The sequence below is a fragment of the Desulfosporosinus meridiei DSM 13257 genome, from assembly GCF_000231385.2.
GTDB lineage: Bacteria > Bacillota > Desulfitobacteriia > Desulfitobacteriales > Desulfitobacteriaceae > Desulfosporosinus > Desulfosporosinus meridiei.
The window spans coordinates 207,854-222,814 of record NC_018515.1 but is presented as its reverse complement, the minus strand read 5'-3'; the positions used below and the strand labels follow the sequence as shown (position 1 = coordinate 222,814).

16 protein-coding genes, 2 tRNA genes and 1 other annotated feature are annotated in these 14,961 nt (G+C 42.9%); of the genes, 1 reads left to right on the top strand and 17 read right to left on the bottom strand.

Annotation, left to right across the window (positions count from 1 at the left end; genetic code table 11):
• The 14 genes from rpmG to DESMER_RS01035 form a co-directional block, all read right to left on the bottom strand.
• The gene (rpmG, locus tag DESMER_RS01105) at positions 1–150 is read right to left on the bottom strand and encodes a 50S ribosomal protein L33 (protein ID WP_014901220.1); all 150 of its coding nucleotides are present in this window, start codon (positions 148–150) and stop codon (positions 1–3) included.
• A 243-nt stretch (positions 151–393) separates the two neighbouring features.
• Positions 394–468, bottom strand: a tRNA-Met gene (locus DESMER_RS01100).
• A 121-nt stretch (positions 469–589) separates the two neighbouring features.
• Positions 590–665 (bottom strand) — tRNA-Thr (locus DESMER_RS01095).
• 103 nt (positions 666–768) lie between these two features.
• Positions 769–1,419, bottom strand: coding sequence for an RNA polymerase sporulation sigma factor SigH (sigH, locus tag DESMER_RS01090; protein WP_034598253.1), 651 nt, complete (start codon positions 1,417–1,419; stop codon positions 769–771).
• A 302-nt stretch (positions 1,420–1,721) separates the two neighbouring features.
• The gene (gene rlmB, locus DESMER_RS01080) at positions 1,722–2,489 is read right to left on the bottom strand and encodes a 23S rRNA (guanosine(2251)-2'-O)-methyltransferase RlmB (RefSeq protein ID WP_014901218.1); all 768 of its coding nucleotides are present in this window, start codon (positions 2,487–2,489) and stop codon (positions 1,722–1,724) included.
• Positions 2,486–3,163 (bottom strand): FAD-dependent thymidylate synthase, encoded by a 678-nt coding sequence (gene thyX / locus DESMER_RS01075; RefSeq protein ID WP_014901217.1) that lies wholly within the window; start codon positions 3,161–3,163, stop codon positions 2,486–2,488. Before thyX ends, rlmB begins: the two co-directional genes overlap by 4 nt.
• A 43-nt stretch (positions 3,164–3,206) precedes the next feature.
• Entirely contained in the window at positions 3,207–3,599 is a 393-nt protein-coding gene (locus DESMER_RS01070; protein WP_014901216.1) for a Mini-ribonuclease 3, read from the bottom strand.
• Positions 3,600–3,614: 15 nt separating this feature from the next.
• A complete protein-coding gene (gene cysS, locus DESMER_RS01065; RefSeq protein WP_042333237.1) occupies positions 3,615–5,048 on the bottom strand; it encodes a cysteine--tRNA ligase in 1,434 nt (477 codons plus the stop codon).
• Complete coding sequence (gene cysE / locus DESMER_RS01060) at positions 4,945–5,691, bottom strand: serine O-acetyltransferase (RefSeq protein WP_014901214.1); 747 nt, start codon at positions 5,689–5,691, stop codon at positions 4,945–4,947. The genes cysS and cysE overlap by 104 nt, the downstream gene beginning before the upstream one ends.
• Before the next feature lie 124 nt (positions 5,692–5,815).
• Positions 5,816–6,027, bottom strand: a binding site (T-box leader).
• A gap of 111 nt (positions 6,028–6,138) precedes the next feature.
• A complete protein-coding gene (gltX, locus tag DESMER_RS01055; RefSeq protein ID WP_014901213.1) occupies positions 6,139–7,602 on the bottom strand; it encodes a glutamate--tRNA ligase in 1,464 nt (487 codons plus the stop codon).
• Positions 7,602–8,093, bottom strand: a complete 492-nt coding sequence (gene ispF, locus DESMER_RS01050) for a 2-C-methyl-D-erythritol 2,4-cyclodiphosphate synthase (protein WP_014901212.1) — start codon at positions 8,091–8,093, stop codon at positions 7,602–7,604. Before ispF ends, gltX begins: the two co-directional genes overlap by 1 nt.
• 48 nt (positions 8,094–8,141) lie before the next feature.
• Entirely contained in the window at positions 8,142–8,840 is a 699-nt protein-coding gene (ispD, locus tag DESMER_RS01045) for a 2-C-methyl-D-erythritol 4-phosphate cytidylyltransferase (RefSeq protein ID WP_014901211.1), read from the bottom strand.
• Positions 8,833–10,023, bottom strand: a complete 1,191-nt coding sequence (locus DESMER_RS01040; RefSeq protein ID WP_014901210.1) for a PIN/TRAM domain-containing protein — start codon at positions 10,021–10,023, stop codon at positions 8,833–8,835. Before DESMER_RS01040 ends, ispD begins: the two co-directional genes overlap by 8 nt.
• Positions 10,024–10,419: 396 nt before the next feature.
• The gene (locus DESMER_RS01035; RefSeq protein ID WP_014901209.1) at positions 10,420–10,896 is read right to left on the bottom strand and encodes a CarD family transcriptional regulator; all 477 of its coding nucleotides are present in this window, start codon (positions 10,894–10,896) and stop codon (positions 10,420–10,422) included.
• 181 nt (positions 10,897–11,077) lie between these two features.
• Here DESMER_RS01035 and DESMER_RS01030 point away from each other — a divergent pair, with 181 nt between their 5' ends.
• Complete coding sequence (locus DESMER_RS01030) at positions 11,078–11,470, top strand: nucleoside triphosphate pyrophosphohydrolase family protein (protein ID WP_014901208.1); 393 nt, start codon at positions 11,078–11,080, stop codon at positions 11,468–11,470.
• Between the two features lie 86 nt (positions 11,471–11,556).
• On the opposite strand, the gene DESMER_RS01025 is transcribed toward DESMER_RS01030, so the two are convergent.
• The 3 genes from DESMER_RS01025 to fdhF form a co-directional block, all read right to left on the bottom strand.
• Positions 11,557–11,715 (bottom strand): rubredoxin, encoded by a 159-nt coding sequence (locus DESMER_RS01025; RefSeq protein ID WP_427854276.1) that lies wholly within the window; start codon positions 11,713–11,715, stop codon positions 11,557–11,559.
• Positions 11,716–11,907: 192 nt separating this feature from the next.
• Positions 11,908–12,246, bottom strand: a complete 339-nt coding sequence (locus DESMER_RS01020) for a HesB/IscA family protein (RefSeq protein WP_014901206.1) — start codon at positions 12,244–12,246, stop codon at positions 11,908–11,910.
• 21 nt (positions 12,247–12,267) lie between these two features.
• Positions 12,268–14,949 (bottom strand): formate dehydrogenase subunit alpha, encoded by a 2,682-nt coding sequence (gene fdhF, locus DESMER_RS01015; RefSeq protein WP_014901205.1) that lies wholly within the window; start codon positions 14,947–14,949, stop codon positions 12,268–12,270.
• Positions 14,950–14,961: the final 12 nt, after the last annotated feature.

Below are 14,961 nucleotides of genomic sequence, written 5' to 3'. Positions count from 1 at the left end.
TTACTTAGTTTCCTTATGCAGAGTGTGACTCTTGCAAAACTTGCAAAACTTTTGAGCTTCCAAGCGATCTGGGTTGTTTTTCTTATTTTTCATAGTAGCATAGTTACGGTGCTTGCAATCAGTACACGCTAAAATAATGCCGACACGCATTCACGAACACCTCCCGGACAACGGTAGGACGCTGTATTTTTTCATTACTCAAAACACTTTATCACAAGATAATTTGACTGTCAAGAAAAAGCCTTGGTAGATCTTAGCTGGCACCAAGCCCCTAGGCGTTTCCTCGCTAAAGGTAGATATCCAGTCCCATTAGCTTTGGCCACAATAGCCAATGACAACCTCAGTCGGTTATGACCAAATAACAAAAAAGACAGCTTCGCTGTCTAGTTCACTTGGTTGCGGGGGCCGGATTTGAACCGACGACCTTCGGGTTATGAGCCCGACGAGCTACCGCTGCTCCACCCCGCGATAATAACTGTTCAGTTGCGCTAAGTGCGATAGACTTTGTCAACCTTTTATGCCGAAGAGAAGCACGCTTTACAGCACAGTCAATTTTGCAATAAGCCGATAGAGGCTAGGATTTGCTAAATGGAGCCGACGATGGGACTCGAACCCGCAACCTGCTGATTACAAATCAGCTGCTCTGCCAATTGAGCTACGTCGGCCTATATCTTCCTGAGCTTCAAGCATTAACCTCAAGGCACTTACGTAGTCTAACACTAATCTTTATAAAATGCAAGTACTTTAATAAATAAAAGATATGTAAAATTATCCATCACGACGTTCGAGATATCGTTCGAGCTTTCTCTTAACTCGCTGCAACGCATTATCGATTGATTTTACATGTCTTCTCAAGTCAACAGCAATCTCTTGATAAGATTTGCCCTCTAAGTATGACATCAGTACTTTCCACTCTAAAGAACTCAGGATCTCGCCCATTTTTTCTTCAATGTCGTCAAATTCTTCTCTGCTGATAATTAGTTCTTCCGGGTCGGTAATTCGAGTACCCGAAATAACATCGAGAAGAGTCCTATCCGAATCTTCGTCATAAATAGGCTTATTTAAGGAAACATATGAGTTTAAGGGAATGTGTTTCTGCCTCGTCGCGGTTTTAATTGCTGTGATTATCTGTCGTGTAATACATAATTCTGCAAACGCTCTAAAGGAGGAGAGTTTGTCCCCACGAAAATCACGAATTGCTTTATAAAGTCCTATCATTCCCTCTTGAATAATATCTTCACGATCAGCACCAATCAGAAAGTAAGAACGCGCTTTGGCCCTAACAAAGTTTTTATATTTGTTAATTAGATACTCCAGTGCTGTAGCGTCGCCTTCCTTGGCAAGCTCAACCACCTCTTCATCCACGATAACGTCGATGATTTCACATTCTGGTAGTTCTGGTTGGGCTTGAAGAGTCAAGTTGATCCCCCCTACAATGTCATCACGAAGAAGACGCAATCTCGGCTAGCCCTCGTCCACGAGAACATCCTCATTATACTCGACGCTAAAGAAAAGCGTCAAGGCGAAGTTTTGGTTGTTCTGTCGCTATTCGTGAAGTTTGAGATCGAGGCACGAGTTCTAAAGTCCCAAAATCCTGCGAAAATGGGGCTTCAGAGGTCAAAATAGTGCAAAAAATTTAAAAATCAAAATTACAAAGCCCCAATTGGAAAGTTATACCGTTGCTGAGCACCAACTGTGAGCCAAGCCGCCTTTTTAGGTCTTTAGATTTTTGTGATGGGTTTTTCAGATTGAATTCTTTGTCTGAGCACCTCATAAAGCATAACCGAACCTGCAACACTGGCATTTAAGGAAGAGACCTGCCCCCTCATGGGCAGACTTACGATTTCATCACAATTTTCTCTAAGTAAACGACTAATCCCTTTCCCTTCACTGCCAATTACAATCACCCTTGGGCCGGTTAGATCTGCCTTAAAAGCATTTGTCCCCCCAGCTTCAGCCCCCGAAACCCAGCACCCCGCTTTTTTCAAATCCTTTAAAGTTTGAACTAAGTTACTCACTCGGGCTACTTTGACATGTTCAACTGCTCCGGCAGATGTTTTGGCTACCGTTCCAGTGAGGGCTACACTTCTCCGCTTAGGAATAATCACTCCATGGGCACCGACAGCATCAACAGTCCTAAGTAAGGCCCCTAAATTATGAGGATCCTCTATTTCATCCAGCATTAAGATAAAAGGGTCTTCTTGACGCTCGACAGCTAAGGCCAGAATATCCTCGACATTCGCATACTCACTCGCCGCCACATAGGCGAGCATGCCCTGATGTCGCTCACGATTTGTCAGCCGGTCTAGAGTCTGACGATCTACAAATTGGTATGGTGTATTATTTTTATGAAGCAAGGCCATAATGTCTTGATTTTTACCACTAGGCCCATCTGAAACAAGGAGAACTTTGTTAATTGGTTTGCCACTTTTAAGAAGCTCAGCCACTGGATTTTTACCATACACAATTTCTTCGTTCACGAAGTTCACTTCTTTCTTTCTAGGGTCTTTAGTCTTCCACAGCTATATGTTCCTTGACGACAGACCCCTTGAGTTATACAGGTTGGACCAGCTTCACTAAACAGATTAGGGGCAACCTCTCTTACTAAATCTAACATTCTTCCAGCTAAAAAACGTATCTCCCATTGAGCCCTAATACAAGTTCTATGCTCAAAAAAATTCAATAACGATCGTGCGTTAAAAGTAGCCATTAAAGAAGTAGTACAAGCATTAGGCAAGACATAGCGAGCATCCTCGGCAGGTACGTAATTCAAGAGCTCCTGATAGTCTTCCTGCAGGCGAGACATAACTGCCTCAAACCGCCCTAATGCTTCAGGATTTTGTATGACGCTTGGAGGAATAACGAATTCAAACCCATTCTCTTTGACATAACGTTGAGATCGTTGCGAATAACTTGCAATCCGGTGACGGACGAGCTGATGGGACAAAGCCCTTGAAACACCATCTATTGAAAACTGAAAACTTACATGCTCAAAAGGGGAAAGATGGCCCATTTCTCTGAGCCTTCGGACGAAGTTAGCCACCTTATCATCGTTCAGCTGTTCAAACAAATCGGGTATAGCATCTGACGAGTAACACAAACGAGCTGCAGCTGCTACTACTTTTTCCGGATCTGGCGTGTGCTGAATAAGATCCACATTCATTAAAAAAATCTCCCTTTCTCACAGTACCCTATAATGAGTGTCTTTATTTAATTACTTCTTCACCGCGAAGCATTTGGTCTACTTTAGCAAAAGCCCATTTCATCCGGTCTGTTTGTCCGCTTAACTGCCAATAGCCCACTAAGCTTTCAAACCCTGTGGCATGACGATAAGTGACAACATCCACATTTTTAGGATGCCCGCCCTTGGTATTTCTTCCTCGTATTACAACCTGCTGTTCAACCTCATCAAGCTCCGGAAATAGGGCATGTAAAACCTGAGCTTGAGTGCCGGCTCGTACATAGTTGACCGCCTGCTTGTGAAGTTCCTTCACCCTCTCGTGCCCTAGTTCAAGTAAATGGGTGCGCACCCAAAGTTCATAAACCGCATCACCCAAATACGCTAAGGTCAAGGCATTCATTTCCTGCCAATTTCGCATAAGGTCACCTTTCAATTATCGCTTAATTTGCCACCTGGCCCCTTGGGGAGTATCCTCAATAACAATTCCTTTTTCTTTAAGTCCATCGCGGATAAAGTCCGCCATTTCCCAGTCCTTTTTCTGGCGTGATTTCGAACGAATCTGTAAGACAACTTCCATCACTTCGTTTAGGATTTCATTGTTCTCGACATCAATTTTAGCCGGATGAAGCAAATCAAACCCTAAAACATCTCCAAGTTTCACTAAAGTGTTGTGAGCCTCAGCTAGTCCTTCCGAAGGCACAGGATTTGCCTGTACAAGGCCATTCATGGTCTTTGCTAGCTCAAATAAAGCCGCATAAGCTAATGCGGAATTAAAATCATCATCCATTGCCTTCTCAAAGGCCTCTCTCGCCTCTTTAGAAGCCCTTGACAACTCTAGGCTGCCCTGGTCATTTTTCACTGCGCCTTCCCTTGCCAGAGCCTCCTGAGCTAAGCGAACGCTGGTTTGCAGACGTTCCAAGCCCTTTTGCGCCATAATTAAGTTTTGATCGTTAAAATCCAAGGGACTGCGATAGTGAGTTCCCAGTAAATAGAAGCGAATAACTTCTCCCGGAGAATTCACCAACAACTCGCGGATCGTAAAAAAATTGCCCAAGGATTTAGACATTTTTTCTTGATTAATTGTAAGAAAAGCGTTGTGCATCCAATGCCGAGCAAAGGTCTTCCCTTTTAAGTACCCTTCTGTTTGAGCAATTTCGTTTTCATGATGAGGAAATGAAAGATCCTCCCCTCCACCGTGAATATCAAATCCCGCTCCCAAATATTTCAAGGACATAGCCGTACACTCAATATGCCAACCCGGCCGCCCCTCTCCCCACGGGCTTTCCCAGGCCGGTTCACCAGGTTTAGCCTTTTTCCAGAGTGCAAAGTCCATGGGATGCCTTTTACGTTCATCCACTTCAACTCTCGCTCCTGCCTTCATATCATCAAGAGTTCTACCTGACAGCTTCCCATAATCAGGGAAGTGATCCACTGCAAAGTAGACATCCCCCTCCACCTCATAACCCAGCCCGGAATCGATAAGACCTTGGATAATTTCAATCATTTCCGGAATATGCTCTGTTGCCTTGGGGTGAACCGTTGCCGGCAGCAGGTTTAATTCTTTAGCATCTTTAAAGTACTCGTCAATATACTTTTGGCCTAAAGCTAAAGGATCCATCCCTTCAACATTCCCACGCTGGATAATCTTATCATCTATATCGGTGAAATTCTGAACGTAACGAACATCAAAACCTTTATAAATAAAATAACGTCTAATCATATCGAATACGACGAACATCCGAGCATTTCCCGCATGAAAATAATTATAGGTTGTCGGGCCGCAAACATACATTGCCACCTTCCCGCTCTCTCTTGGTTGAAACTCCTCTTTTTGACGGGTCATTGTGTTGAATAATTTCAAAGACATCGTATCGACTCTCCTCTTCATTTAATCGCTGTTCCAAATATTCTACACGCTGCATTAGACACTTCAGCATTTCATTCACCGGATCCGGAAGCTCATCATGCCTCAAATCAGGATCTTTAATCGGTATCCCACGGTGAAGAACAATTCGCCCGGGTACACCTACAACAGTCGTATCACTTGGTACAGGCTTATTAACAACCGAACCTGCTCCAATTTTTACATTATCCCCAACTTTGAAGGAACCTAATACCCTCGCACCTGCTCCAATTACAACATTATCTCCAATCGTTGGATGCCGTTTTCCTTTCTCTTTCCCAGTTCCACCCAGAGTAACACCTTGATATAAAGTCACGTTATTTCCGATCTCTGTAGTCTCACCTATTACCACACCCGTACCATGATCAATAAAAAGTCCTTGCCCAATCTTCGCACCCGGATGAATCTCGATTCCCGTTAGGAAGCGGGAGAGCTGGGAGATCATACGCGGTAAGAGAACCAGCTTATGAATGTACAACCAATGTGCCATTCTATGGAATAGCACAGCGTGAAACCCAGGATAACAAAAGATAACTTCCCAAATACTTTTTGCTGCAGGATCACGTTCAAAAATAACTTGGATATCACGCTTTATCTGTCCAAACATAGCTTCACCCTTTTCTCTTTAGCTTATTTTGTTATTCTGTTAACCGTCATTTACTCAGTACCCTTTGAATACACCTGAACATCGCCGATAATATAAATAAACACAAAAAAAGCGGAACTCCTCGTCCAGAGACGAAAATTCCGCGGTCCCACTCTGTTTGAACGACATGTCGTTCCAGCTCAAAACTTTAACGCAGTAATACGGATTGAAATACTTTCAAATTTCTTCCAATCAACTCCGAGACGCACTTCCAAATACTCCTTGCAAATGGCTTCCACTACCCCATTCTCGCTAGTCGCAATTCCTCTTTGTACTCTTTCTCATCATCGTCATAAACCATTTGTATTTTTCGCCAACACGATAATTTATATTTAATTATATGGTAGTCTCCATTATTTTGTCAATTAGTTCTCTAAGTAGCGCTTGCCGCCCCATTATAGAGGCGGTCTACCCTAAATAATGCTCCTCTGTATACCCGATGCGCCCCAAAACATTCTTGAGCCCCAGCAAGGGGATAATATCATACAATTCCGGCCCGTGCATCTGTCCTGTTAATGCTATCCGAACTGGCATGTATACAAATTTACCACCAAGTTTTAATTCTTTAGTCATTTGTTTCAGAATAACTTTTACCGTCTCAGCGGAAAGCATCTCTGCTCCCTGCAATTTTTCTTTGAACATAGCCAGAACACTTGGGACCTGTTCGCCTTTTAACACTTCCAAGGCATCACTCTGCGGTTCAAGTGGAGTATCGCCATGAAAATAATGAATATAATCCTTCACTTCAGCCAAATAAGATATTTTCTCTGCAATAGCCTTAATAAAGCTTACCAGCCATTGCTGCTGCTCAACGGATCTTTGATCCTGGGGAAGCATGCCTAATTCTTCAAGATGAGGCATAGCAAGTTCCGCTAGCCGTTCCGGTGAGGACGCTTTAATATAATGTGAGTTGATATAATCCAGCTTGTGTCGATCAAAGACAGCAGGGCTCTTGGAAACTCGATCTAACGAAAATTCCTTTGCCAATTCATCAAGGGTATAAAATTCTTCTTCTCCTGTAGGTGCCCAACCAAGTAGAGCAATAAAATTAACAATAGCTTCCGGGAGATACCCTTTCTGCTGATAATCTATGACTGCAGTATCCCCATCCCGCTTACTCATCTTTCCTCCCTCTGTATTAAGAATCAGAGAAATGTGAGCAAATTCAGGGGCTGGAGATCCTAATGCCTGATAAATCATAACCTGGCGAGGAGTATTAGAAAGATGTTCTTCCCCCCGAATTACATGGGTTATTGACATAGTAATATCGTCAACAACAACTGCAAAATTATATGTAGGAATTCCATCTGATTTTACAATAACGTAATCTCCAATACCGTTGCTATCAAATACAACATCCCCACGTACCTTGTCAGAAATATGAATTGCCTGTCCCTCTGGCACGCGAAAGCGTATAACGGGCTTTCGGCCCTCAATTTCAAACGCCTCACGTTGCTCTGCAGACAAATTTCTGCACTTCCCTAAATAGCGTGGAGTCTCTCCTTTAGCAATTAGAGACTGTCTTTCCTGTTCCAGCTCTTCTTCAGTACAGTAACAGTAGTAGGCATGCCCATTAGCAAGCAGCTTTTCCTGATAATCTTTATAAAGCTCTAAACGGTCAGTTTGCCGATAAGGGCCATGTTCCCCACCAACTTCAATTCCTTCATTCCATTGAATATCTAACCATCTTAGTGCTTGCAAAATGTTATGTTCTGATTCCCTGCTAGAACGCTCTAAATCAGTATCTTCACTTCGTACAATAAATGTACCCTTATTCTTGCGAGCCCATAAATAATTAAATAAAGCCGATCTTGCTCCTCCTATATGAAGCGGCCCTGTTGGACTTGGTGCAAACCGAACACGAATTTCCATTATATTTCCTCCACCTTTTTTAAGTTAACAATTGCTTGAGCTGCAATTCCTTCTTCTTTACCCACAAATCCTAATCGCTCTGTCGTAGTTGCCTTCACCGAGATACGTGACTCCTCTATATTCATAGATCGCGATAAATTAGCTCTCATCTTTGCGATATACGGAGCAATTTTAGGGCGCTCCGCAATGATGATGCTGTCTATATTTCCGACACGATATCCCCTGGATTCGATAAGTCTCATAACATGTTCTAATAAAGCAAGGCTTGAGATACCTCGATAGCTTGGATCGTTATCTGGAAAATGGCCTCCGATATCTCCAAGTGCCAAAGCACCCAAAAGCGCATCCATAATTGCGTGAACCAATACATCTGCATCTGAGTGTCCCAGCAATCCACGTTCATGGGGAATTTCTACTCCACCTAAGATCAACAAACGCCCTTCCACCAATGCATGTACATCATAACCAATTCCTACATTGATTTCAAACACCCCTTCTCAATATTTGCGGTTCGAGTTCAACGGCTCAGGTCAAATACCCTATCTCTCTTTTTCGCGCATCGTCAGTATTCTCTCAGCTAACCACAAATCTTCAGGTGTGGTAACCTTAATATTCTCTTGCATCCCTTCCACCATATGAACGGGATGCCCTATCCATTCTAACAAAGATGCGTCATCCGTACCATAGTAACTTGACACAGACGCTCTTTCGTGGGCTTCTTCCAATATTCCTCGGTCGAATATCTGAGGAGTCTGAACCGCACGCAAATAGTCCCGCGGCAATGTCTCAAGCACATTCCCTGCTGAATCAACTTGTTTTACAGTATCCTTAATCGGAACCCCCATGATAGCAGCAGAATTAGTTTCTGTTTCTTTAAGAAATTTATGAAATGCCGGCAATGTTAAAAGGGGCCGCGCCCCATCATGCACCACTATCCGTTGAATAGTGGGACTTAGAGCTCGAACCCCTGTGCAAACGGAATCTTGGCGCAGCACTCCACCTATACAGATCTTAACAACCTTTTTTAAATCATAAAATGAAACTAGTTCTTCAATAGTAGCAATATCCCCTTCAGCACCTACAACCACAATTTCCGAAACATAATCAGATTCTTCAAAAAGTCCGATAGTATGCGCTAAAATTGGCTTATCCCTCAACGCCAGAAATTGCTTGTTGTATCCGGCCCCCATCCGTTTACCTTGACCGGCTGCCGGAATGACGATCCCGATATTAACCAATCGCATTCACCTCATCCGTCGGACGAAGGCCCATCGGCTTTTTTTCTAAAGAGTTTTTAGGCTTAGCAAAGATCATACGACCAGCCGCTGTCTGAAGGACACTTGTTACTAAAACAACAACATTCTGACCCATATACCTCCGCCCCATATCCACAACAATCATGGTTCCGTCATCAAGATATGCGACTCCCTGCCCGGGCTCTTTTCCTTCTTTCATGACTTGAACTAACATTTCTTCTCCTGGTAAAACAATAGGTTTCAGAGCATTAGCTAGTTCGTTAATATTTAGAACCTTAACTCCTTGAAGCTCTGCCACTTTATTGAGATTATAATCATTAGTCAATAAAGGGGAATTCAAAACTTGTCCTAACCTTACAAGTTTGCTGTCAACTTCATTGATATCATCAAAATCCTGTTCATGAATATGAACTTTAATAACAGTTTCCTTGGAAATCTGATTAAGGATATCAAGACCTCTGCGGCCTCGATTTCGTTTAAGCAGATCCGAAGAATCCGCTATATGACGAAGCTCTTCCAGCACAAAGCTGGGAATTAACAATACCCCTTCCAAAAAACCGGTTTTAACAATGTCGGCTATTCGTCCATCAATAATCACACTGGTGTCCAGTATTTTATAACTTACTAACTCACGGGAAAGGCCAGCTTTACCTTCCTTATTCTTGTCCCCTTTATCAGCCTTATCTCCAGACTTTTCCGCCTTTTCTCCCCGATCACGAAATTTTGGAAAAAAATTAAGGAAGCCCAAAACATCTTCTTTGCGTTTCATTCCAATTGTCAGACCTAGATAACCCAAAAAAAGACTAAGTAGCACTGCCAAAAGTGGGCCAAAAAACTTAATACTGACAAACGAGTTTCCAAATAAACTTGCAATAATAAGTCCAATAATACCCCCAACGGCCCCACCCATAAGATCATTTGTGGGAACCCTTGTTAATCTTGAATCCATCCAACGCATTAAAGCAATAAAAGAACGAATACTAACAGGGGCAACTAAAAATCCTATGATGCCAAATAAAATACTCATTATGGCGTAGGTCCAAACAAGAGAACCATTCCAGCCTAGGGTATTTAAAAAATCGAGGCTAATAAGGATATAGTTGAGATAAAACCCTACCGCCCCTAGTAACAGAGTGATGATCCCGCGTATTAAATTGCGAATCATCTTTTCACCTCCTTTTAACCTATTTTGACTAAAAGTCTTCCCAATTATACTTTGGATTTCATAATTTTTCAACCAATACCAATAAAACCCTTCTCTTAGCAGGATTTCCATTAAGCAAATTGCTTTGCCATAGCCACTTTACCATACTTACAGCGGTTTTCCAAAATGCTGATTAAGTAAAATGTAGGTTCTTCAACATTATTAACCAGATAAGTCTTAGGTAAAGTTCTTGGGGATGCTAAATCTTCGAACGTCCTTTAAGTCATGGCCAATTCTTCAACATGTTAGAAAATACCTTACCAAAACTTTAGTTGTGCTAGCTGGATAAAAGAACAATTAAAATTCGTCAGCCATGACCTCAATAAGACGCCCTAATCCGAATGAAAAGATTCTAGACTAAATCAAAGCGGAGGAAAGCCATTGCCTGACTGCTTCTTCTTCAGATCCCTCAGTCAAAACCAGTTCACTAATCAGAATCTGACAGGCATTTTCGTACATTTTCTTTTCCCCTGTTGAAAGCCCTTTTTCGTTTTCTCTTTGCGCAAGACTACGCACAACATTGGCAACTTCGAAAATATTCCCGCTCTTGATTTTCTCTAAGTTTGCACGATAGCGCCGATTCCAAGCTAAGGTATTTGCTGTGTCTTTTGTTTGTAGAACCTCTAGAACATCTTTCACCATAGTAGGAGAAATTACTTGCCTTAAGCCAAGGTTCTCCACATTCTTCAAGGGAATAAATAATTTCATATTCCCCACAGGTAAGTGCATGACATAATATTGGCTTTTCTCTCCAAGAACTTCACGTTCTTCGATCGATTCAATAATCCCAGCACCGTGCATCGGATAGACAACTTTGTCACCAACCTTAAACATTCGGCCACCCCCTAATCCTATTATAGCAAGTAACATAGCTGTGGTCAAAATTTTAAAATTATATCATACAAGCCTTTCACCTGTCAATTTACCTTTTTTGCCCTTATTGTTGTTGAAAATTGACAACTGACCCGGCATCTCGGTATAATAGAGATGGCAGAAAGGAGTGAGGATAGCACACATGGAGCAACTCACTGACCAATTCCAAGACACAGTAAGATCTCTCTTAATCCGTCACCAAAGCATTTTGGACATTATCTCCAAGGGACAAGAAACCTCAGCTCGGGTTAACCGTGCAGTGGTTAAATCTGTGACCAGTTGTGGATGCCACGCAGTGAATGCCCGCAAAAAACCAATTCCCCCAGATGCGAGCCTCGCCGATTTGAAGGAGATCTTGGACAGCCAGCTCGAAGGAGCCATTTGCGATAACTGCCAAGATATCATTGCTGCAGAATTGGGCAAACAACTGTTTTACATAGCTGCTTTGGCCAATGCTCTTGACATTTCCCTTAGTGATGTTCTTTTTCAAGAACTCAAAAAACTGCAAACACTAACCATTTTCAATTTAACCTAGCCATTAATTAGGTAAATACGGGTTTAAGCAATTAAGCTCCTGCGCCAGCAGGAGCTTTTATATTTTATATTTCTGAATCAAAAAGGTTATAGAGGTTTAAACATTTTTTTGCCTGCCCCACACAACGGGCATCTCCATTCATCAGGCAACTCCTCAAAAGGGACGTCCTTAGGTATTTTTGATTTTTTGCATCCTTTTTCCGGATTATAGATATATCCACAACTCGAAACTTGGCATTGCCACATTTTACTTTCTTCGCTCAATGCTCTTCACCTCCAATACTAGTTTAACATTAAATTAACGAAATTCAATTAGCAAGAGTTTCTGCAAACTATTTCACGCTTTTTAATTTGGCTTTTTGCCCTGAAATGGGTATTAAAGGTCATAGAAAAAAGAGAGCTGTAAATAAGCTCTCTTTCTAATTCTATACTACTGAATTAACAGCTTCCACCACAGCCGCTGCAGCAGCCACTGTCACAACCACCGCTATTGGCATTAGCTGTTCGAATTTCAAACCCCCCACCACTGCTTGACTCAATGTAGTCAATGACAGCTCCCTCTAAATATCCTGAGAGATTTTTGTCTATAACCATAGATACACCGAATCCTTCGTCAAGTATATCATTCTCTGTTTTTGACTCATCCAGAGTCATCCCGAAATTTGGACCACCGCACCCCATCCCTACAAGATAAAGACGAAGTAAAGCATTCTCTTTATTTTGGGCAGTAAGCACTTCTTTGACTTTTTGGGCGGCAAGTTCTGTAATTGTAACCATTTTGTCGACAACTCCTTTTAATTAAGCAATTTTTGAGATTTGTACACCGCAGGCTTTATACTCATACGTCTTAGAAACTTTATCTGAGGCACCATTGGTTAAGACGTTAGTAGGAGTATCCATGTAATGAAAGGTCATGAAGACCATCCCTTCAGGTACGCGATCAGTTATCGTAATTTTAGTTTCCAGCGCTCCTCGCCGAGATGCCAATTTTACCCGTTCTCCCTCTTTAATTCCCAGTCGACAAGCGTCTTGAGGATTAATTTCTGCCAGTTCTTCAGGGGAATAAGTTCCAAGAGCTTCTGAGTTTTGTGTAAAAACATTATAATGGGAAAGCTTTCGTCCCGTATTGAGTAAGAAGGGATACTCTTCATCCGGTAGTTCATTGGCCTCTTGGAAGGCAACAGACACAAAGAGTCCCTTACCGCGAGTAAAACTTTCTTGATGAAGAACCTTGCTTCCAGGATGGTCGACACTCGGAACCGGCCACTGCAATCCCTGGGTTCCCAGACGTTGATGAGTAACCCCGCCGTATAAAGGAGTAAGACTCGCCACCTCTTCCATAACCTCTTCCACTGAGTCGTAGGAAAAGGGATACCCCATCCGGTTGGCAAGTTCAGAAATGATCTCCCCATCTGCCTTCGCATTTCCAATAGGCTCAATAGCCTTGTTGACCATTTGTATACGCCGTTCTGCATTTGTGAAGGTTCCGGTCTTCTCAGCAAAACTAGCTCCCGGCAAGACTACATCAGCCATTTTGGCGGTTTCTGACATAAAAATATCTTGCACAACGAGGAAATCCAGAGACTCCAATCCCTTGCGCACATGATTAGCATCGGCATCAGTAACCACCGGATCCTCACCCATCACGTACATAGCTCTTAGCTTTTTGCTGATAGCTGCCGCAAACATATCGGGAAGCATGATTCCCATGTCGGGATCAAGAGTAACGCCCCAAGCTTTTTCAAATTTCTTTCGCACTTCTGTATTGATGACCTTTTGGTATCCGGGATAGTCGCCAGGCAAAGCTCCCATGTCACAAGAGCCTTGAACATTATTTTGTCCGCGCAAAGGATTAACCCCGGAATACTTCTTACCTATATTACCGGTCAGCATAGCCAGATTTGCCAAACTCATCACATTATCCGTTCCTGTGGTGTGTTCGGTTATCCCTAAAGTATAAAAAATCATAGCCCTGTCAGCAGTGGCATAGATCCGAGCAGCCTCCACAAGTTGTTCCTCAGGTACTCCGGTTATTCTGCTTACTACATCGGGAGGATAATTCTTAATATTGTCTTGGAATTCCGCAAAACCTTCGGTTCGTTCCGATATGAACTTGCGATCTTCCCACCCATTGGCCAAGATGATGTTCATAATTCCATTGATCAAAGCCACATCAGTCCCCGCTCGTAGTCTTAAATAAAGATCCGAACACTCAGCCAGTTCAATTTGCCTGGGATCCACGACAATCAGCTTTGCCCCTTTAGCCAAGGCTTGCTTCATCTTTGTCCCAACTACTGGGTGTGCTTCTGTAGGATTTGCCCCAATCACAAACATAACTTGGGCATCAGGAATTTCTTCAAAGGAGTTAGTTGCAGCCCCTGAGCCGAAAGAAACGGCCAGACCGGCCACAGTGGGGGCATGACAAACTCTGGCACAGTGATCGATATTATTGGTCCCGATGACTGCGCGCATGAATTTTTGCATCAGATAGTTTTCTTCATTTGTACAATGAGCAGAACTTAAAGCTGCAAGAGCATTTGCTCCGTGGGTTTCTTTAATTTCGCGGAACTTTGTTGCAACTAGATTTAAGGCCTCATCCCATTCAGCGGGTACCAGGACCCCATCCTTTCGTATTAAAGGAGTTGCCAACCGATTGGAATTATAAATCATGTCCATTCCAAATCTTCCTTTGACGCATAGTGCCCGACCATTAACAGGAGCACTTAAATTAGAGGTTACCCCTATTACTTTTCCGTTTTTCACATTTAAGTCAAAGTTACACCCTGTCCCACAATAGGGACAAGTGGTTTGGACTTTCTTGATTTCCCAAGGGCGTCCTCTGCCCACCATTTTCTTTTCCGTTAATGCCCCAACGGGACAGACTGATACACAGGAACCACAGAAAACGCATTCTGATTCGTGATAAGGGAGATTAAAGGCCGGACCCACTTGCGTATCGAACCCTCGGAAGGAGAAGTCCAGAACGCTGCGTCCCTGAATTTCATCACAGACACGAATGCATTTGCCGCACAAAATGCATTTGTTTGAATCCTTGATAATAAAAGGATTCCCCTCATCTAAGGGTATTTGGCGACGCTCACCCGGATAGCACGCCCCAGTAACACCGTACTCATAAGCATACTGAGCTAGTGAGCAATCTCCCATCCTTTGGCAAGTCATGCAATTCAACGGGTGATTCGCTACTAAAAGTTCCAAAATTGTTTTGCGAGCTGCTCGAACTTTAGGGTTTTGAGTTTGCACGATCATTCCTTGGGCAACTTGAGTAACGCAGGAGGGCGGCAAGTTACGCATTCCTTCGATTTGTACGATACACAACCGGCAGGAGCCTGCAGAAGTCAGTTCCGGGTCATGACACAAGGTAGGAATTGCAATACCATGCAGGCGACAGGCTTCTAGTACAGTTGTTCCCTTTGGTACGTTGACATCTTGTCCGTCTATGGTTAAACTTAACCACTCCAAATGTCTCACTCC

Coding starts and splice junctions, on each gene's coding strand:
- rpmG (WP_014901220.1), bottom strand. CDS start 150: ATGCGTGTCGGCATTATTTTAGCGTGTACTGATTGCAAGCACCGTAAC.
- thyX (WP_014901217.1), bottom strand. CDS start 3,163: ATGAATGTGGATCTTATTCAGCACACGCCAGATCCGGAAAAAGTAGTA.
- DESMER_RS01070 (WP_014901216.1), bottom strand. CDS start 3,599: ATGCGAAATTGGCAGGAAATGAATGCCTTGACCTTAGCGTATTTGGGT.
- cysS (WP_042333237.1), bottom strand. CDS start 5,048: ATGTCTTTGAAATTATTCAACACAATGACCCGTCAAAAAGAGGAGTTT.
- cysE (WP_014901214.1), bottom strand. CDS start 5,691: ATGTTTGGACAGATAAAGCGTGATATCCAAGTTATTTTTGAACGTGAT.
- gltX (WP_014901213.1), bottom strand. CDS start 7,602: ATGGAAATTCGTGTTCGGTTTGCACCAAGTCCAACAGGGCCGCTTCAT.
- DESMER_RS01040 (WP_014901210.1), bottom strand. CDS start 10,023: ATGATTCGCAATTTAATACGCGGGATCATCACTCTGTTACTAGGGGCG.
- DESMER_RS01035 (WP_014901209.1), bottom strand. CDS start 10,896: ATGTTTAAGGTTGGTGACAAAGTTGTCTATCCGATGCACGGTGCTGGG.
- DESMER_RS01030 (WP_014901208.1), top strand. CDS start 11,078: ATGGAGCAACTCACTGACCAATTCCAAGACACAGTAAGATCTCTCTTA.
- DESMER_RS01025 (WP_427854276.1), bottom strand. CDS start 11,715: ATGTGGCAATGCCAAGTTTCGAGTTGTGGATATATCTATAATCCGGAA.
- DESMER_RS01020 (WP_014901206.1), bottom strand. CDS start 12,246: ATGGTTACAATTACAGAACTTGCCGCCCAAAAAGTCAAAGAAGTGCTT.